The 19059-nt window shown below is 63.5% G+C and carries 17 protein-coding genes; 8 read left to right on the plus strand and 9 right to left on the minus strand.

Translation table 11 applies throughout. From position 1 onward, the window contains the following. Positions 1–6: 6 nt before the first annotated feature. Positions 7–1536, plus strand: a complete 1530-nt coding sequence (locus tag FJV83_RS01365; protein WP_142884852.1) for an amidohydrolase — start codon at positions 7–9, stop codon at positions 1534–1536. Here the strand turns inward: FJV83_RS01365 and atzF are convergent. From atzF to FJV83_RS01405, 8 genes are read right to left on the minus strand one after another with little or no spacing between them, the layout of a single operon-like run. Further along, positions 1484–3379, minus strand: a complete 1896-nt coding sequence (atzF, locus tag FJV83_RS01370; protein ID WP_142884853.1) for an allophanate hydrolase — start codon at positions 3377–3379, stop codon at positions 1484–1486. The genes FJV83_RS01365 and atzF overlap by 53 nt on opposite strands. Then, positions 3376–3726, minus strand: a complete 351-nt coding sequence (locus FJV83_RS01375) for a cupin domain-containing protein (RefSeq protein WP_142884854.1) — start codon at positions 3724–3726, stop codon at positions 3376–3378. Before FJV83_RS01375 ends, atzF begins: the two co-directional genes overlap by 4 nt. Further along, positions 3719–4387, minus strand: a complete 669-nt coding sequence (locus FJV83_RS01380) for an isochorismatase family cysteine hydrolase (RefSeq protein ID WP_095771311.1) — start codon at positions 4385–4387, stop codon at positions 3719–3721. Before FJV83_RS01380 ends, FJV83_RS01375 begins: the two co-directional genes overlap by 8 nt. Then, complete coding sequence (locus tag FJV83_RS01385; RefSeq protein ID WP_142884855.1) at positions 4387–5919, minus strand: ABC transporter ATP-binding protein; 1533 nt, start codon at positions 5917–5919, stop codon at positions 4387–4389. Before FJV83_RS01385 ends, FJV83_RS01380 begins: the two co-directional genes overlap by 1 nt. A 10-nt stretch (positions 5920–5929) precedes the next feature. Then, positions 5930–6631 (minus strand): isochorismatase family cysteine hydrolase, encoded by a 702-nt coding sequence (locus tag FJV83_RS01390; protein ID WP_095771309.1) that lies wholly within the window; start codon positions 6629–6631, stop codon positions 5930–5932. A 14-nt stretch (positions 6632–6645) separates the two neighbouring features. Next, positions 6646–7572 carry an ABC transporter permease gene (locus FJV83_RS01395; RefSeq protein WP_142875506.1) on the minus strand — a complete coding sequence of 309 codons (927 nt, stop codon included), beginning with the start codon at positions 7570–7572 and terminating at the stop codon, positions 6646–6648. Further along, positions 7572–8660, minus strand: coding sequence for an ABC transporter permease (locus FJV83_RS01400; RefSeq protein WP_246691789.1), 1089 nt, complete (start codon positions 8658–8660; stop codon positions 7572–7574). The genes FJV83_RS01395 and FJV83_RS01400 overlap by 1 nt, the downstream gene beginning before the upstream one ends. Before the next feature lie 59 nt (positions 8661–8719). Further along, positions 8720–9847 carry a BMP family ABC transporter substrate-binding protein gene (locus tag FJV83_RS01405; protein WP_142884857.1) on the minus strand — a complete coding sequence of 376 codons (1128 nt, stop codon included), beginning with the start codon at positions 9845–9847 and terminating at the stop codon, positions 8720–8722. A gap of 323 nt (positions 9848–10170) precedes the next feature. On the opposite strand from FJV83_RS01405, the gene FJV83_RS01410 reads away from it, so the two are divergent. After that, on the plus strand, positions 10171–10827 hold the full coding sequence (locus FJV83_RS01410; RefSeq protein ID WP_245318061.1) for a GntR family transcriptional regulator: 657 nt from the start codon (positions 10171–10173) through the stop codon (positions 10825–10827). Positions 10828–11000: 173 nt separating this feature from the next. Here the strand turns inward: FJV83_RS01410 and FJV83_RS01415 are convergent, their stop codons facing one another. Beyond that, the gene (locus FJV83_RS01415) at positions 11001–12140 is read right to left on the minus strand and encodes a mandelate racemase/muconate lactonizing enzyme family protein (RefSeq protein ID WP_095771304.1); all 1140 of its coding nucleotides are present in this window, start codon (positions 12138–12140) and stop codon (positions 11001–11003) included. A gap of 67 nt (positions 12141–12207) precedes the next feature. Between FJV83_RS01415 and FJV83_RS01420 the strand changes: the two genes are divergently transcribed. The 6 genes from FJV83_RS01420 (at position 12208) to FJV83_RS01445 (ending at position 19055) form a co-directional block, all read left to right on the plus strand. Next, positions 12208–12909 carry a GntR family transcriptional regulator gene (locus tag FJV83_RS01420; RefSeq protein WP_142875223.1) on the plus strand — a complete coding sequence of 234 codons (702 nt, stop codon included), beginning with the start codon at positions 12208–12210 and terminating at the stop codon, positions 12907–12909. A gap of 126 nt (positions 12910–13035) precedes the next feature. Beyond that, a complete protein-coding gene (locus FJV83_RS01425) occupies positions 13036–14274 on the plus strand; it encodes a sugar ABC transporter substrate-binding protein (RefSeq protein ID WP_142884858.1) in 1239 nt (412 codons plus the stop codon). 107 nt (positions 14275–14381) lie between these two features. Continuing rightward, on the plus strand, positions 14382–15284 hold the full coding sequence (locus FJV83_RS01430) for a sugar ABC transporter permease (RefSeq protein WP_246691773.1): 903 nt from the start codon (positions 14382–14384) through the stop codon (positions 15282–15284). Next, positions 15277–16122 carry a carbohydrate ABC transporter permease gene (locus FJV83_RS01435; protein ID WP_095771300.1) on the plus strand — a complete coding sequence of 282 codons (846 nt, stop codon included), beginning with the start codon at positions 15277–15279 and terminating at the stop codon, positions 16120–16122. Before FJV83_RS01430 ends, FJV83_RS01435 begins: the two co-directional genes overlap by 8 nt. A gap of 10 nt (positions 16123–16132) precedes the next feature. After that, positions 16133–17212, plus strand: coding sequence for a sn-glycerol-3-phosphate ABC transporter ATP-binding protein UgpC (ugpC, locus tag FJV83_RS01440; protein WP_142884860.1), 1080 nt, complete (start codon positions 16133–16135; stop codon positions 17210–17212). 223 nt (positions 17213–17435) lie between these two features. Beyond that, the gene (locus tag FJV83_RS01445; protein WP_142884861.1) at positions 17436–19055 is read left to right on the plus strand and encodes a GMC family oxidoreductase; all 1620 of its coding nucleotides are present in this window, start codon (positions 17436–17438) and stop codon (positions 19053–19055) included. The last annotated feature ends 4 nt before the right edge of the window (positions 19056–19059 follow it).

Consider the following 19059-nt stretch of genomic DNA (forward strand, 5'->3'; position numbering starts at 1 on the left):
ACGCATATGCAAACGCTGATCCGCAACGCCACGCTTCTGACCATGGACGGGCCCGACGGGGCCCTACCATTTGCCGGCGACATCCTCATCGACGGCGCCACCATCACCGCCATCGGCAAGAACCTGGCTGCTGCCCCCGACGCACGGATCATCGAGGGGCAGGGCAAGCTGGTGATGCCGGGGCTCATCAACGCCCACACCCATTCCAGCGAGACCTTCCTGCGCGGCCGCTACCAGAACATGCCGCTCGAAGTCTGGCTGCTCTACGCCTATCCACTGCTGATGGGCCCGGCGATCGCGCCGCGTCTGCTCTACCTGCGCACACTACTGCTGGCCATGGAGTCGCTGCGCAACGGCGTGACGACCCTGTGCGACGATTTCTTCGATCCGCCAGCGCATGATCTCGAGCGTCTCGGCACCGTGTTCAGGGCCTACAGGGACGCCGGCATTCGCGCCAATGTGTCGAGCGCGGTGATGAACGTGCACACGCTCGATGCGCTGCCCTATGCGCGCGAAGTCCTGCCGCAGGCGTTACAGGACAAGCTCGATTTCGGGCCGCCCGTCAGCGCCCAAACCTATGTCGACTATTGTCGCTCGGCCTTTTCGTCGCTGCATGGCATGGCCGGCCGTCTCAACTTCATGATCGCGCCGTCTGCGCCGCAACGCTGCACGCCCGACCTGCTGGTCGCCTGTCACGATCTGGCGCTGAAAATGCGGGTGCCGCTACACACCCACGTGCTTGAAACCAAGACCCAGGCGATCACCGGGCACCTGATGTTCGGCAAGACCCTTGTCGCTTGCATGCACGAACTCGGCGTGCTCGGCCGCAACACCACCATCGCCCATTCGGTCTGGGTTACCGACGAAGATATGGAACTGATGGGTGAGGCAGGATGCTCGATCGCCCACAATGCCGTTTCCAATCAGAAGCTCGGCGCCGGCATCGCGCCGATCCGCCGCCTGATGGATGCCGGCGTCACGGTGGCGCTCGGCACCGACGGCGTGTCGTCCAACGATACCGCCCGCATCTTCGACGTGATGCGGGTTGCCGGTCTCATCCACAGTGCCTCGGGGCCCGACTATGCAACATGGATTCCAGCCGCCGACATTCTTCGCATGGCGACAATCAATGGCGCCCGCAGTGCCATGTTGGAGGACGCTACCGGCTCGCTCGCCGTAGGCAAGGCGGCGGACCTGATCGTGCTCGATCTCGACACCTATGCGTTTATGCCGCTCAACGACATAGACAAGCATCTGGTGTTTTCGGAGAACGGATCGTCGATCGAGATGGTCATGGTGGCCGGCGAAATCGTCATGCGCGACGGCCGCCTGACCACCGTCGACGAGACCGCGATCTTCGCCGAAATCCGAGAGACGGTGCCCGCTTTTTTAGCCGAGCACGCTGAGCTCGAACGGCTCAACAGTGTGTTCGATCCCTACTTTGCCGAAATCCACCGCCGCGCGTCGCAGGAGAATCTGGGGTTCAACCGCTATGCTGGCGACGAGGCGCCCTGGAACTTCTCGAACTGGCGCTAACAGCTGGGGTGTGGGCGACGGGGCAGTGATCGCTTTGGTCTGCTATGTTCTTGCTGGGGCTGACGAAGCGGCGCCAGCCGCCGAAGGACGAGATGTCGGACGCACCGCTGAGGCCAGCGGTTTCGACCAGGAAGCCCTTGGCCGAACTGCCGTCCTCGAGCTCGATGGTCCCGATGCCGAGCGGTGGCGGGATAGCCGCGACGAAGCGGCCGAAGGCATCCGCCGAGAGTCGCCAGACTTCGACCTCGACGGTTGCGCCGCCCTCGGCGACACGGAGCAGCCCCGGCTTGGGCACGGACTGGCCAGCCAGCGCATAGAGCCTGTAGGCGGCGGATGTCTTTGCCGAGCGCGAAAACCGTGCGCCGAGCTGGCTCAGTTGGCCGTTGAGCGGCATCCCCGAAAGATGCGCGCCAACAACCACGAGATCGATCATGCCATCATCTGCTGATGAAGCTGCAGGCAGAAAACCCGGCTGCTGCCAGCCGGTTGCGCCGAGCGAAAGGCCGCTCGCCGCATGCAGGTCGCGGGCGAGCGCCGCTGTCAGCGCATCGCGGCCGGCCGGCGCCAGCAAGGTGACGCTCATCGGCAGGCCGTCATCGCGCTTGCCTGTCGGCACGGCGATGCCACACATGTCGAGCAGGTTGACGAAATTGGTGTAGGTGCCGAGGCGGCTGTTGGTCTCGATCGGATCTGCGAGCACGGCGGCGGTGGTGTAGTGCGTCGGCGCGGTCGGCACGCAGAACAGGTCGACCGAGGCAATGACCGGGGCGAGCTTGGCCTTGTAGGCCTGCAAGGCATAGAGGCCGCGGAAGGCGTCCGCCGCCGATAACTTCCTAGCGGCGCCGAGGATCTTGCGCGTCACCGGATGCATGGCGGCTTCGTTGACTTCCATGAAATCGCGGATCGCGGCATAGCGTTCGGCCACCCAGGCGCCCTCATAGAGAAGGTTGGCGGTGGCGTAGAAATCGGCGAACGGGATTTCGACCAGCCGGCAGCCGAACCGCGACAGCATGGCAAGCGAGGCCTCGAAGCCGACCTGCATCGCCGCATCGCCGAAGAATTTCCGGTCGGCTTTTGCCGGGATGCCGACGTTCAGCACCGGCGGGCGGGCGGCGAGCGGCTGGACGGCGATGTCGCGCGAATAGGGATCGGCCGCATCGCGCGCAGCTGCGACGGAGAACACCAGATAGGCGTCGTCGACGGTCAGCGCGAACACCGAGACGCAGTCGAGCGTGCGGCAGGCCGGCACGACGCCGGCCGTCGACAGCGCACCGACGGTCGGCTTCAGCCCGACGATGTTGTTGAGGCCGGCCGGGATGCGGCCGGAGCCGGCGGTGTCGGTGCCGAGCGCGAAGGAGACGATGCCGCGCGCCGTCGCCACCGCCGACCCCGAGGAGGAGCCGCCCGGCACCAGCTCCGCGTCGATGGCGTTGCGCGGGATCGGCCAGGGCGTGCGGACGCCGACGAGGCCGGTGGCGAACTGGTCGAGGTTGGACTTGCCGACGACGAGCGCGCCGGCGGCCCTGAGCCGCGCCACTACGGTGGCGTCACTGTCGGGCCAGTAGGTGTATTCGGCGCAGGCCGCCGTCGTCGGCATGCCGGCGACGTCGATATTGTCCTTGACGGCGACGGGAATGCCCCAGAGCGGTTTCCCCAGCGGGTCGAACGGGCCGAGCGCTTCGGCCGCCGCAAGCAGATCCGCCCTCGCGGCGAGATGGATGAAGATGCCCGGATCATCAGCCGTCTCGATGCGGGCATGGATCGTGGCGATCACATCGCCAACGCTGACGCCGTTCCGATAGGCCGCGTGCAGGCTCGCTATGTCGAAGTGTATGTCGCTCATCTCGTCTCCCCCAGAATGATCACCGGCAGGTCCCACTGGATCAGCACGACGCAGCCGTCCTTCGTCCACACCGAATGCTCGGTCCCGACCGGATTGAGGATCACGCTGCCGGCAGGATAGTCACCGTTCTCGTCGCTCTGGATGCCTTCCAGCACGACGATGGTCTCCAGCCCGGCATGGCGGTGGCGTGGCACGCCGGCGCCAGGCTGGTAGCTGAGGACGGCGACCGAGGGTTCGACCGGTCCGCCCTTGAGCAGCCAGTGCACCCTGATGCCGTCGCGGAAATGCTCGAGCGCCAGATCGCGCCAGCCGCCGTCGAGCAGGCCGGCAAAGGCAAGATTAGGCATGGGCAATTCCCTCGAGCACCTGGTCGGTCGTTGCCGTCCAGCCAACGATGGCGCCCTGCGCCCTGATCATGGCGATTGCCGCCGCCTTGAACTCGGGAAAATAACTTTCCGTCGCGTCCTCGGCGAGCAGGCACTCATAGCCGCGATCGTTGGCCTCGCGCATCGTCGTCTGCACGCAAACTTCGGTCGTCACGCCGGCAAAGACGAGTTGGCGGGCGCCGATCCACTTGAGGTCGTTGCCGAGGCTGGTCGCATAGAAGGCGCCCTTGCCGGGCTTCTCGATGACGATCTCGCCGGGCAAGGGCGCAAGCTCGTCGAGGATCGCGGTGCCGGGTTCGCCCGCGATCAGTAGACGTCCCATCGGGCCCATATCGCCGATGCGGATCGACGGATTGCCGCGGTCGCGCTTGGCCGGCGGCAGGTCCGAAAGGTCGGGCCTATGGCACTCCATGGTGTGGATCACCGGCAGGCCGGCGGCGCGAAAGCCTTCGATCAGCCGCTTCACTGTCGGCACGATCGCGGTCACGCGACCGACGTCGTTGCCGAGACTGGCGCCGAAGCCGCCGGGCTCGGCGAAGTCTCGCTGCATGTCGATGACCATCAGCGCCATTGTCTGCGGCTTGAAGGTGAAGGAAAACGGCAGCGCATCGATTTCCGCCATCAGTGATGTCCCGCCATGTGTTCGCCGATGGTCTGCACGCTGGCCTGCGCGATCGGCGTCTCATAGACCAGTGCGCCGTCCGACATGACGAAGATGCGGTCGGACAGTTCGAGCAGTTCGTCGAGGTCTTCCGACATCAGGAGCACGGCGGCACCCGCATTGCGCGCCTTCATGATGCGGGCGCGGATTTCGGCCACCGCCGAGAAGTCGAGGCCGAAGCACGGGTTGGAGACGATCAGCAGATCGACTTCGCCGGTCAGTTCCCTCGCGAGCACGGCACGCTGCACATTGCCGCCCGACAGCGAAGCGATTGGCGAGGCAAGCGAGGCGGTCTTGACCTTGAACTGTTCGACCAGCCTGGCGCTAAATGCCTTGATGGCGCCGGCGCTGATCCAGCTTACCGGCTTGCCGTTGCTGTCGATGTCGAAGGTGCGGAAAGAAATGTTCTCAGCCACCGTCATCTTCGGCGCGCAGGCGTTTTTCAGCGGCTCTTCCGGGATGAGGCGGACGTTGAGCGTCCGCGCCTCGGCACGCGTCGCCGCATAGGGGGTGCCGCGCACCATGACTTCGCCGGTATCGCGCGGGCGCTGTCCGGCCAGCACTTCGAGGAATTCCTTCTGGCCGTTGCCGGAAATGCCGGCGATGCCGACGATCTCGCCGGAGCGCACGCCGAGATCCTCAATGCGGATCGACTTCAGCCCGGTGCGGTCCGGCGCCTTCAGCGATCTGACCTTGAGCACGATCTCGGCATCGGGTTTCGGCGCGGCACGGCTGTCGAGCACAGCGATCGGCTGATCGCCGATCATCATCGCTGCCATCGTCTTGTGGTCGAGGTCGGCGACGCGGCCCGTTCCCGTCAGCTTGCCTTTGCGCAGCACGCTGACATCGTCGGCGAAGGCCGTCACCTCGTGGAATTTGTGCGAGATCATCAACACGGTGAGGTCGCCGGCCCTGGTCATGTCGCGCACCAGCCCCAGCACCTCCTGCGCCTCGACGGGCGTCAGCACCGAGGTCGGCTCGTCCAGCACCAGGAAGGAGCGGCCGAGATAAAGCTGCTTGATGATCTCCAGCTTCTGCTTCTCGCCGGCCGCGAGTTCGGCCACCTTGACGTCGAGCGGCAGCTTGAACGGCATGCGATCCATGAACACGGCAAGGTCGCCGCGCTCCTTGCGCCAGTCGATCACACCGGGCACCTTTTCGCGCGAGATGACCAGGTTCTCCGCCCCGGTCAGCGACGGCACAAGTGTGAAATGCTGGTAGACCATGCCGAGGCCGAGCGCCGATGCGTCCCTGGGGCTGGCGATCGCCACCTCGCGGCCGTCGACCAGCATATCGCCGGCGGTCGGGCGATAAAAACCCATCATGCATTTGACCAGCGTCGACTTGCCGGCGCCGTTCTCGCCGAGCAGCGCGTGGAAGGAGCCGGCCGGCACCTTGACCGAGACATCGCCCAGTGCCGTGAGGGCGCCGAAACGCATGGTCATGCCGATGGTCTCGACGCCGACGGCCTTGTTGCCGGTGATCACGCTCATCCTGGTTCCCTTACGGCAGCTGCGCGACGAAAGATGTCGAGTTCGACACCGCGCCGAAGACGCCGCCCTGCATCTTGATCATCTTGATCGCGGCGAGATGATTGCCGTAATCGGTCGCCCCGCAGCAATCCTCCAGGATCACGCATTCGAAGCCGCGGTCGTTGGCTTCGCGCATGGTGGTGTGGACACACACATCGGTGGTGATGCCGGTAAGCACGATATTGTCTATGCCGCGCTGATTGAGGATCAGTTCCAGGTCTGTGGCACAGAACGAGCCCTTGCCGGGCTTATCGATGATCGGCTCGCCCTGGATCGGATAGAGGTCGGGGATGATGTCCCAGCCCGGCTCGCCGCGCACCAGGATGCGCCCGCAGGGGCCGGGGTCGCCAATGCCGGCATTGATGCGGCGCGAGCGCCAGCGCTTGTTGGCGGGCAGATCGGCAAGGTCGGGCCGATGGCCCTCGCGGGTGTGGATGACGGTGTAGCCTTTCGCGCGCATGGCCGAGAGCACCGACTTGATTGGCTCGATCGGCGCGCGCACCAGCGACAGGTCGTAGCCCATATGATCGACATAGCCGCCCGGTCCGCAGAAATCGGTCTGCATGTCGATGATGATCAACGCCGTGTTGTCGGGGCGAAGTTCGCCATTGTAGGGCCATGGATACGGGTCGGCGTCGATATAGCGCTGGGTGATTTCGGCTCTGGCGTTCATGGCAAAAACTCCAGTTATTTGGTGATCGACAATTCGCCCGGCGCACCGGCAAGCGAACGGGTCGGCGACGAGGTGGCGACCATGATGATGAGGGTGAGGATGTAGGGGGCGGCGTAGAACAGGTAGTACCCTTGCGTGACGCCGACCGACTGCAGCGCCGGTCCGAGCGCGCCGGCGCCCCCGAACAGAAGGGCGGCGGCAAAGCAACCGAGCGGATTCCAGCGCGCGAAGATGACCAGCGCCACCGCCATCAGCCCCTGGCCGGACGAGATGCGCTCGGTCCAGCTGCCGGGGTAGTAGAGCGACAGATAGGCGCCGCCGATGCCGGCCAGCGCGCCGCCGACGCCGGTGGCGACGAGGCGCACCGTATTAGGGTTGAGGCCCATGGCGCGCGCGGCGTCGGAACTGTCGCCGACGACGCGCACGATAAGGCCGGCGCGGGTGTTGCGGAAGGCCCACCACAGGACGAGCGAAAGTGCCGCCCCGATCAGGAACAGGACGTTGACGTCGAGTGCCGCCTGCACCTGCGGAATATCGGACCAGGCGCCGAAGGGAATGGCCGGAAGGTTGGGCGCCTTAGGCTTGATGAACGGCTTGCCGAAGAAGAAGGCGAGCCCCGAGCCGAACAGCATCAGCGCGATGCCGATGGCGATGTCGTTGACTTTCGGGAATTTGCAGATCCAGCCATGGAGCAGGCCGAAGCAAAGGCCAGCGGCCGAGGCTGCCAGCAGACCGAGCCATGGCGAGTTGGTCATGACCGCGACTGCATATGCGGTCATGGCGCCGAAGACGAGCGTGCCTTCGAGCCCCAGATTGATGCGGCCGGAGCGCTCGGTGATGGCCTCGCCCAGCGAGACGAAGATGAAGGGCGTCGACACGCGTATGGCGCCGCCGAGAATGGCGAGTGGCACGCCCCAGAGGCCGATCTCGGTCGCATCCATCACGAGGCCCTCTGCCACAAATCGGGATTGAAGGCCTTGAAGCGGCCGTACAAGGTTTCGCTGAACAGGATGACGATGAAGAGCATGCCTTGCAGAACCAGCACGGTGGCGTCGGGCAGGTCCATGCGGCGCTGGATCAGCCCGCCTGACGCGTCGATGCCGCCAAGCAAGATGGCGACCGGGATGATGGCCAGCGGGTTGTGGCGGGCGAGGAAGGCGACGAGGATGCCGGTGTAGCCATAGCCGGCGGCGAGCGAGCCGTTGGCGCTGCCTTGCACGGCAGCGACTTCCAGCATGCCGGCAAGACCGGCCAAGCCGCCGGCAAGCGCGGTAAAGCCAACGATGAGCGGTCCGACGGCCAGCCCCTGCACCTGCGCTGCCCTGACATTGCCGCCGGCGATACGAGCGGCAAAGCCCCAGCGGGTCTTTTCGATCAGCACCCAGCAGAGCACGCAGGCGACGACGCCGACGGCAAGCCCCCAATGCACCTCCATGCCTGGAATGTTGCCGATGCGGTAGATGTCGGCGAGCGGCTGGGTCGAGGGTTTGTTGAGCGAGGCCGGGTCGCGCAGCGGCCCTTCCACCAGCTGGTTCATCAGGGCGATGGCGATGTAGGCCATCAGCAGGCTGGAGATGGTTTCGTTGACGGCGCGGTAGTGGCGCAGCGCGCCGACGGCACCTATCCAGATGCCGCCGGCGGCCATGCCCGCCACGCCCATGGCAAGAATGACGATTGACGAAGGCGCGCCGCTCAACGCCACGCCGATGGCAGCGGCACCGACGCCGCCGAGCACGATGGCGCCCTCGCCACCGATGACGACGAGGCCGAGCCGCGCCGGCAGCGCCACGCAGAGCGCCGCGAGCAGGAGCGGTGCAGCGCGCGACAGCGAGTTCTGGATGGAGAACCACGAGCCGAAGCCGCCGCGCCACATGGTTTCATAGAGCAGGACCGGCGACTTGCCGACCAGGGCGATGAAGAGGCTGAACAGGACCATGCCGACGACCAGCGCCGCGAGCGGAATAACGAAAGCTTCCGCCCGCCTGGCGATCCACTCGAGCGTCGCCGGATAGCCCCTGGCGCCGAGCATGGCCGGCGCCTCCGCACTGCTGACCGTATCCGTCATGGTCCCCGTCTCCGCGCTCGGCCTCAGGCGGTCGAGCCGACGACGCCCTCGACCAGATAGTCCATGCTTTCGAGCTCAATGGCGGTCTCGGCGAAGGCCTGGCCTGCCGTCGCCACCACGGCGCCCTTGTTGCTCTTCAGCGGGCCCTTGATGACGGAGAAGCTGCCCTTCATCATTTCGGCCAGGGTGGCGTCGAACTGCTTGCGAGCCGCCTCGCCGACGGCGGGACCGAGTGGGCTCATCTTGACGAAGCCGTCGGCCAGTCCGCCGCGGGTGAAATTGGGCAGCGGCATGCCAGCAGTCAGGTCGTCGACGAACATCTTGTAGACCTTGGCCCAGTTCCATTCCGCGCCGGTGAGGTATTTCTCCGGCGCCAGCGGGCTCTGGTTGGCGTGGTAGCCGCAGACGAAGGCGCCGCGCCCGGCCGCCGTCTCGACCACCACTTTCGGGCTGTCGACATGGCAGGTGATGACGTCGGCGCCCTGATCGACCAGCGCGTTGGTGGCTTCCGCCTCCTTGACCGCCAGTGACCACTCGCCGGTGAAGATGACCTGGCAGGTGATCGTCGGGTCGACCGAGCGCGCGCCGAGCAGGAAGGAGTTGATGTTGAGCAGCACCTGCGGAATGGGCTTGGCGGCGACGAAACCGAGCTTCTTGCTCTTCGAGGTGTGGCCGGCGACGACGCCGTTGAGATACTGGCCCATGCCGATATAGCCGAAATATGAGCCGGCATTCATCGGGTGCTTGGCCTTGTCCCACATGCCGCCGCAATGGCGGAACTGCACGTCGGGGAATTTCGCGCACATCGCCAGCATGTGCGGATCGAAATAGCCGAAGGAGGTCGGGAAGATCAGCGAGGCGCCGTCGAGATTGATCATCGATTCCATCGTCTTCTGGACATCGACCGTTTCCGGCACGTTCTCCTCCTCGACGACGGTGATGCCCTCGATGCCCTTCAGCGCCGCCGCGCCCTCGGCATGCGCCTGGTTGTAGCCATAGTCGTCCCTCGGTCCGACATAGATGAAGCCGACGGTGGCGGCAGCGGCGAAGGCACGGCTGATCGGAAAGGATGCCGAGGCCAGGCCGAGTGCGGCTCCCGCGGCGGAGATCTTGAGCAGTTGGCGGCGGTTAAGCATGAATCTGTCGGTCATAGTGAATGCTCCCCTTTAGGACCCTTTTCCGGGTCGGTTAACATGCCGTCAAGAAAGTGCATGCAATCACTGTGCCAGTTTGTGAATTGAAATTTATTCAATAAAATCAATTATCACATCGAAGGCTTGTGCTCATGCTTGAGGCAATTGCATGCACTTTTTGCCTTTAAAGTAGCCAATTTGACAGGCAGATTAAAATGGAGGCATAGAGGGCATATCCGAGTTGAAAGGCCAACGAGTCGGCGGACTCCACGAGAAGACGCGACGGAGGAAACTTGTCGGGGAAGCGCAGCTTGATCAGGTCGGGCACGACCGTGGATCAGATGGTTCGGGCGATCGGCGACCGGATCGTCACCGGCTACCTGCGCCCCGGCGAAAAACTGGACGAGACCTCGCTCGCCGCCCGCTTCGACGTATCACGCACCCCGGTCAGGGAGGCGCTCGGCCAGCTCAGCGCCATGGGCCTGGTCGAGAGGCGGCCCAACAGGGGCGCTATCGTTGCCGTCGTGACGCAGGAGCATCTCGCCTCGATGTTCGAGAGCATGGCCGAACTGGAAGCGATCTGCGCGCGCTTCTCGGCCGAGCGCATGACCAGCAGCGAACGTCGCGGGCTCGAGATCGAGCACCAGGGTTCGGCGCGGATGGTGCAACTGGGCGCGGAGGAGGACTATGAGTATTTCAACACCGAGTTCCATAGCCGGCTTTATCGTGGCGCCCACAATACGCATATCCACGATCTCACCGTGATGACCCGCAGCCGGTTGGCACCCTTCCGCCGCGCGCAGTTCATGCTGCCCGGACGGCTGGCCAAATCCTGGCAGGAACACGACCTAATCGTCACCGCGATCCTGCGTGGCGACGGCGCCGCCGCCGGTAAAGCGGCGCGGGACCACGTTTCCATCGTCAGCGAGGCGAGCGCCGTCTTTGCCGTCGGTGACCAGCCGAAAGCCGCAAGCACGACGCCAGTCACCGCCGACTGAGAAACCACCTGTTGCAGCAGCGGCACATAGCGCCGAAGACACGGATTTGGCACGAAGAAGGCATAGGGCCGCTAAGTTTGATCCTTTGGCTGTCGCGGAACCATACGGAGCGATACGGGAAGATTTCTGGTGGGCCGACCGCCTCGGCCCTGGTCTGGGCTTCAGCTTCTCTACTACTTCACGGGAAGGCGTGGATTATCCGGCGCGGCGCCGAGTTCCGACCGTGCCAGGCGCCTTGGCCTGATCCATTCGCCGCGCGCCTTTTCCGATAGGACCAATCCATGGCCTGGCCGATTGGGCGCATAGGCGTAGCCGTCCCGGATCTCGATAGGCTGTTGCACCAGATGATCGAAGTTCTGAAATGAATATTCCAGCCATTCGACCTCGGGAAGCGCGGCCGCCATATGCACGCCGACCTCCAGGAACGTGTTGCCGATGCTGATCGGTATCCCGAGTTCGGCGGCCAGCCAGCCGATGCGCATGACGTCCGTCACCTGACCATGGACATTCAAGATATCGGCCGCATGGGCTTCCAGGAGCAGCCGCTTGCCCTGTAGATCCAGATACTCGCCGCTGTTGATCTGGGTCCATGTGACGGCATGCCTGAGTGTTCGCAACCCTTCGTGGTCGTGACGCAGGATCGGATCCTCGACCCACAGAAGTTCGTGGCCGGCCTCGCGGATCGCCACCAATTTCGTGAGCGCCTCCTTCGAGCTCCAGGCCTCGTTCGGATCGATCATGATTTTGGACCCGGCCGGAACACAGGTCTTCAACAGTTCCAGACGCCGCAGATCGCGGTCGAAATCCCGGTGGCCGACCTTGATCTTGAAAGCCGAGTAGCCAATTGACACCGCGTGGGAGAACAGCGAGACGAAGGCTTCGTCGTCGAGGTGAAAATCGAGGCCGCTGGCATAGGCCTTCACCCGGTTGCGGCGACTGCCGAGCAAGACATGAAGGGGCAGGCCAGCTTCCTTGGCCGCAAGATCCCAGAGCGCCACCTGAACCGCTTCGTGAAAGGGCAGGGAGTAAGCCCGCTGATTGCCGCCGCGCGGGCGGTGCACACGGTGGACCAGGGCGATCGCCCTGTTGCCCTTCAGGCTCGGCCAAACCTCATGTTCGAAAACGCTCTCGATCTCCTGCTGATCAGGCAGTGGATTGAAGAGCGTCTGGATGAATCCCAGCCCCACCTCGCCACTTTCGGAAACGAGTTCCAGCGCGGCGACGTTGACATCGTCCGACCGAACCTGGCTGTCCCCGATTACCCGGTCGCGGGCGAACTGAAATCGGGTTATACGAAAATGTGAAAGGCTCATCACAGGGGCTTTCTGATCGGTTACTATATCAAACTGATCTATCAGATGGCATCTTACTACCGGACCAATGGAGGTGCCGCAAGTGGCGGGCAAGGCAAAAACTGACTCTTCTCCCCTCGTGGCGGCCGCCCGCATGAGCGATGTCGCCTATGAGCGAATCCTGGAGGGCTTGTTCGACCGGCGCGTTCCGGCCGGGGCATTCATTTCGCAAAACGAGTTGTCCGCGATCGTCGACGTGCCCGTTGCTCCGCTTCGCGACGCCCTGCGTGTTCTTGAAGCGGAAGGGATCCTGACCATCCATCCGCGCTCCGGCATCCAGTTCATCAGGCCCGGACTGGAGCTTACGCGCGCCACCTACCAATTCCGCTCCATCATTGAGCGCGCGGCGGTCCGCGTCTTTGCCGAACAGGGCGATGAAGCCGTCATGAATGCCTTGGAAATCCGGCATTCCAGGCTGCTTCGGCGCATCGAGCGCGATGGCCTCGGAAAGGAGCAACTGGAGGAGATGGATGCGCTGGAGGGAGAGTTGCACGGCGCGGTCATCGCCGCACTGCGCAATCCCCTGATCGACAGCACCTACCGGCGCATGCACAATTATCTGCGTCTGCTGCGGCTCGACAGGAAGATCACGACACCCATCATGGTCCGGACGCTCAAGGAGCACCTCGACATCCTCGAAGCTTGCGGCACAAGGAATGCCGACGCCGCCGAGGCAAAACTGCAGGCGCATTTCCAGGCGGCGATGCAGCGAAGCCTGGGTCTCGTCTGACAGGTCAACGGTGATCCGTCGCTTAGTCCAGTTGCGCGCCGGGCGGTTGCATGGTGTGGCAAAGGATGCTACCCAACCTTCAACTGATCGATCAGATTGATGATCTGATATCTTGGAGGAGATCGCATGCAGTTGAACAAGAGGCAGTTTCTGATGGGTTCGGCGGCCCTGGCGATGGCAGGGCATATCGGCGGCGCCCGTGCCGCGAGTGCCATCAGTTACTGGCACCATTTCACCAGCCAGTCGGAAATGGCCAGCCTGCTGAAGATTATCGCATTGTTTCAGGCGGCGAATGCCGATGTGGCGGTGACGCAGGAGAACATTCCGAATTCCGAATATATGGCGAAGGTCTCTTCGGCTGTGTTGGCCGGTGGCCGTCCGGATACTGCCATGGTGATCGCCGAGCGTTTCGCCGATCTTACCGCGATGGAGGGGTTGATCGATCTTACCGAGCGGGTGAACGGGTGGAAGGGCAAGGCCAATTTCCCCGAAGATCGCTGGGCCGGGCTTTCCAGCAACGGCGCCATCTATGCGCTTCCCGCCTTTGCCTTCGTCGACTGGATGTACTACCGCGCCGACTATTTCGAGGAAGCCGGGCTGGCGGGTCCGCCTCGGAATTTCGACGAATTCCTGAGCGCTTGCCGCAAGCTGACCGACCCGTCGAAGGGTAGGTATGCCTTCGGCATGCGCGCCGGCGCCGGCGGTTTCAAATATGTTATCGATGTCATGGAGGCGTTCGGCTCGCCGATCGTCAAGGATGGGCAGCCAGCCATCGACAGGGCCGCGGCGATCGAGGCGATAACGTTCTATTCCGATCTCTTCCTGAAGGAAAAGGTCGTGCCGCCGAGCGCGCCCAACGACAGCTACCGCCAGATCATGGAGGGCTTCCGCACCGGGCAGACGGCAATGGTGTGGCACCACACCGGTTCGCTGAATGAAATCTCGGCCGCGATGAAGCAGGGCAAACAATTCTCGACCGCACCCATGCCGGCCGGTCCGAAGGCGCATGTCGCTCGCGTTGCCTACGCCGGCAATGGCATCATGAAGGAAGACAATGTAGAGGCCGCCTGGCGCTGGGTGAGTTTCTGGGGCCAGACCGATGCTGCCCTGACCTTGCTCGAAGGCACAGGCTATTTCCCGGCCTCGGCCGCTGCCCTGCAAGATCCGCGGATCACCGGCAATCCAATCTATCACGCGGCGGTCGAAACGCTGGAGTTCGGACGTCTGCCGAACAATTTCGTGGGCGCGGCGGGTTGGTCCGAAAATGTCGTCAACCCGGCTTTCCAATCGGTGCTCACGGGTCAGTCGACACCGGAACAGGCTGTGGACCGTATGATCCAAGGCCTCGAAGCTGCCCTTCGCTGATACATCCCTGCACGGCCTGCTCCGGCGTGCGGCCATGCTCTGAACGCAACGGGACGATGCTTTCGCATCGCGCATCCATGACATCAAGCTCGAGCGGATATCGGCCCTTGCGGGCTGTCGGCGAACTGTCCGAGACCCGGTACTGGATGTATTTGCTGCTCCTTCCCAGCCTCGTCATGATCCTCCTGGTGATCGCCTATCCGACGCTCTACGGCATGGCCATCAGTATTCGCGAGATGCGTCTGACGCGTCCCGGGCTTGGTGGCTGGGTCGGCTTCAAACATTATGCGGGAATGTGGTCCGATCCTGTCTTCTGGATCGCCCTGAAGAATACGGTCGTGTGGGTCACCGCGGCCGTCGTGCTGGAACTGGCGCTCGGCCTTCTCGCCGCGACAGCCCTCAACAGGGATCTGCCGGGCACGAAGATCTTTGCCGTGCTGATCCTGCTTCCCTATTTCCTGCCCAACGTCGTGGCGGGTCATATGTGGGCCCTGCTGCTCGACCCGAGGCTTGGGGTCATCAACGATCTTCTTGTTCGCGCGGGCGTCCTGCAGACCTACAAGGCATGGTTCGCGGATCCCAATACCGCGCTTGCGGCGACTGTCCTTGTCGAGGCGTGGCACGGATTTCCATTCTTCGCGCTGCTGTTGCTCGCGGGCCTGAAGAGCATTCCCGAAGACCTCTACAGGGCAGCCGCGGTGGATGGCGCGGGCGTCGCCGCGCAACTCAGGCTGATCACCTTGCCCATGCTCAGGACCGTGATTGCGGCGGCGGTGATCCTGCGCGTCATCGGGCTGGTCAATTCGCCCGATCTGCTCCTCATTCTCACCGGTGGCGGACCGGGAGACGCCACGCAGGTCCTGTCGCTATACGCCTTCCAGACCGCCTACAAGGAATTCAATTTCGGCTACGCATCCGCCCTGTCGGTGGTGATGTTCGTGATCCTGATGATCTTCGCGGCGGCATATATCCGCCTGTCCAGGATCACCAAGGGAGAGGGCGATGATTGAAAGCAAGCGCCGCCGGCGGTTGATCGCCAACATCGCCACCTACTTCGTCCTCGCGACCCTGTCGATGTTCTGCATCGGTCCGATGATCTGGATGTTCCTGACATCGCTCAAATATGAGGCCGACATCGTCACCCAGACCATGCAGTACATACCGAGGCGCGTCACCTTCGACAATTACGTAGCGATCTGGACGCAGTCCAGCTTCCCGCGACTGATAGCCAACAGCCTGGTCGTCACCTTCCTGACAGTGACGATCTGCGTCGCCACGGGTACGCTTGCCGCCTATGCATTTTCACGCTTCGCTTTTCGCGGCCGAACGCAGCTCATGCTCGGTTATCTCGTGGTGCGCATGTTCCCCGCGGTGATGATGATCATTCCCCTTTATGTCGTCATGCGCGGCGTCGGTCTCGTCGACAGCCGTTTCGGACTTGCACTTGCCTATACGAGTTTCCTTCTGCCGCTGTTCGTGTGGATGCTCAAAGGTTTCTTTGATTCCGCACCCAAGGAACTCGAGAGCGCGGCGCGCATCGACGGCTCGACAAGGCTTGGCGCCATGGTCCGTATCGTCATGCCGCTGGCGCGCAACGGCCTGGTGGCAAGTTCGGTGTTCATTGCCATCGCTGCCTGGAACGAGTTCCTGTTCGCCCTGATGCTGACAACAGGGCAGGGATCCCGCACCTGGCCCGTGGGCCTGCAGTTGATGGTCGGCGAGTTCCAGCTTCCATGGGGTGTCCTGGCGGCAGGCGGCATTCTCAGCATCCTGCCTGTCATCGTCCTCTTCGCCATCGTCCAGCGAACCATGGTTCAGGGGCTGACCGCGGGCGCCATCAAAGGTTAGGAGTATTCGCATGGCGACACTTTCCATCAAGGACGTGCGCAAATCCTATGGCTCCGTGCAGGTCCTTCACGGGGTCGATATCGAGCTCGAGGACGGAGGCTTTCTGGTTCTGCTCGGGCCGTCGGGATGCGGCAAGTCGACCCTGCTCAACATGATTGCGGGCCTCGACGACACGTCCGGCGGCGACATCCTGATCGGCGGACGCTCGGTCGTGGATCTTGCGCCCAAGGATCGCAATATCGCGATGGTGTTCCAGTCCTACGCACTTTACCCTACCATGTCGGTGGAGAGAAATATCGGCTTCGGATTGGAAATGCGTGGCGTGGACGCCGATCAGCGCAAGCGCGCCGTCGACGACGCGGCGCGGCTGCTGCAGATTTCGCATCTGCTCGACCGACGCCCTGCCAATCTTTCGGGAGGACAGCGGCAGCGCGTTGCAATGGGGCGGGCGATCGTGCGCGACCCGGAGCTGTTCCTTTTTGACGAGCCGCTTTCCAATCTCGATGCAAAGCTTCGTGTGGAAATGCGCACGGAGATCAAGCGCCTGCATGAGCGTCTCGGCACGAGCATCGTCTATGTGACGCACGATCAGATCGAGGCGATGACGCTGGCCACCAAGGTGGCGGTGATGAAGGGCGGCCATATCCAGCAGTTTGCCGATCCTCGCACCATCTATGAACGGCCCGCCAACGTGTTCGTCGCTAGTTTCATCGGATCGCCGGCGATGAACTTCCTGCCCGGGCGTCTGGTCTCGGACGCGAATGGCGTGCGTTTCGCGGCGAGCGGCGTGTCGGTCGCATTGCAGGCCGGCAAGCGGCCGGTTCAATCCGAGCGCCCGGTGATCCTGGGCATAAGGCCTGAAGAACTAAAGGTGGTCGGGCGCGATGAAGCTTCGATCACGGGGGTGATCGATGTCGTGGAGCCGACAGGGCCGGAAACCATGGTGACGGTGCAGGTTGGCGAACAGTCGATCATCGCCCGCCTGCCGCCGAGGTTTGCAGGCCGGCGAAACGAGCCGATATTCCTTGCCGTCGATCCGGCCAGTGTCAACCTGTTCGACCCCAACAGCGAGCAGCGCATCGATATCTAGACTAGGGGACGGACACCACGGCGCTTCTAGCGCAACGCGGTTTCGGTCATCGGCCAAAGCATAGCCGAAGCCGGCATCGATGCCGGCGAGATCGTCGCCATCGGCTGCAGCGGGCATCGGCGGCGGTTGCTGAGGCTTACGCGGGAGGGTATCGCCTGTATGTCGAGATCAACCAGGCGATGATTCCGATGTGGGAGCGCATCGCCGCACGGCAGGCACGCACGTGAGCGAAACTTCATCATCCCCTTTCGGCGATTACGACTACGTCATCGTCGGTGCCGGCTCCGCCGGCTGCGTGCTCGCTAACCGGCTCTCGGCCGATCCGCGCAACCGGGTGCTGCTGCTCGAAGCCGGCGGCAGCGACCGCTATCACTGGGTCGATATCCCGATCGGCTACCTCTTCTGCATGGGCAATCCGCGAACCGACTGGATGATGAAGACCGAGCCGGAAGCCGGTCTCAACGGACGCAGCCTCAACTATCCGCGCGGCAAGGTGCTTGGTGGCTGTTCGTCGATCAACGGCATGATCTACATGCGCGGCCAGGCCGCCGACTATGAGGGCTGGCGACAGGCCGGCAATGTCGGCTGGGGTTGGGACGATGTTCTGCCGTATTTCCGCAAGTCGGAAGACTATCACGGCGGCAAGAGCGCCATGCATGGCAGCGGCGGCGAGTGGCGGGTCGAACGGCAGCGTCTGTCCTGGCCGATCCTCGACGCGTTCCGGGAAGCCGCCGAGGAACTCGGCATTTCCCGCACCGACGATTTCAACACTGGCACCAATGAAGGCTCGGGCTATTTCGAGGTCAACCAGCGGCGAGGGGTGCGCTGGAACACATCGAAGGCGTTTTTGCGCGGCATTGCGGCGCGTCAGAATCTGCGCGTGGTGACGCGGGCCGAGACCGAACGGCTCGAATTCGACGGCCGGCGCGTCACCGGACTGGTCTTCCGCCAGGGCGACCGCCTGCACAGGGTCAGCGCCGGACAGACGATCCTTGCAGCCGGTGCCATCAACTCGCCGAAGATCCTCGAACTGTCGGGAGTGGGTCGACCCGACCTGCTTTCGAGCATTGGCGTGGATGTTCGACGCGCCTTGCCGGGCGTTGGCGAAAACCTGCAGGATCATCTGCAGATACGCACGGTTTTCAAGGTCGCCAATGCCGCGACGCTCAACCAGCGCTATCACAATCTGATCAGCCGCGCGGCGATGGGGGTGGAATACGCGTTCAAACGCAGCGGGCCGCTGTCGATGGCGCCCAGCCAGCTCGGCATCTTCGCCAGAAGCGATCCTCGGCTCGCAACACCTGATCTGGAATACCATGTGCAACCGCTGAGCACCGACCGTCTGGGCGAGCCGCTGCATCGCTTTCCCGCGGTCACCGTGTCGGTCTGCAATCTGCGTCCGGAAAGCCGGGGCACCGTGCATATGGCATCGTCCGATCCGCGCGAGGCGACGAAGATCCGGCCGAACTATCTCTCCACAGCGGGAGACCGCAGCGTCGCGGTCGCATCGCTGCGCCATGTGCGCGGCCTGATGAAGGCACGGGCCGTGGCACGCTTTGCGCCCGAAGAGATGCTGCCCGGCACGCAATATGACAGCGACGAAGACCTCATCCGCAAGGCCGGCGATATCGGTACGACGATCTTCCACCCCGTCGGCACCTGCAAGATGGGTTCGGACTCGATGGCGGTGGTCGACGACCGGCTACGCGTTCACGGGCTTGCCGGACTGCGCGTGGTCGATGCCTCGATCATGCCGACAATCGTCTCGGGCAACACCAACTCTCCGGTCGTCATGATCGCGGAGAAGGCAGCGGAGATGATCTTGCAGGATCCACGCCGATAGTGCC

The sequence above is a fragment of the Mesorhizobium sp. WSM4307 genome (assembly GCF_007003945.1).
Taxonomy (GTDB): Bacteria; Pseudomonadota; Alphaproteobacteria; order Rhizobiales; family Rhizobiaceae; genus Mesorhizobium.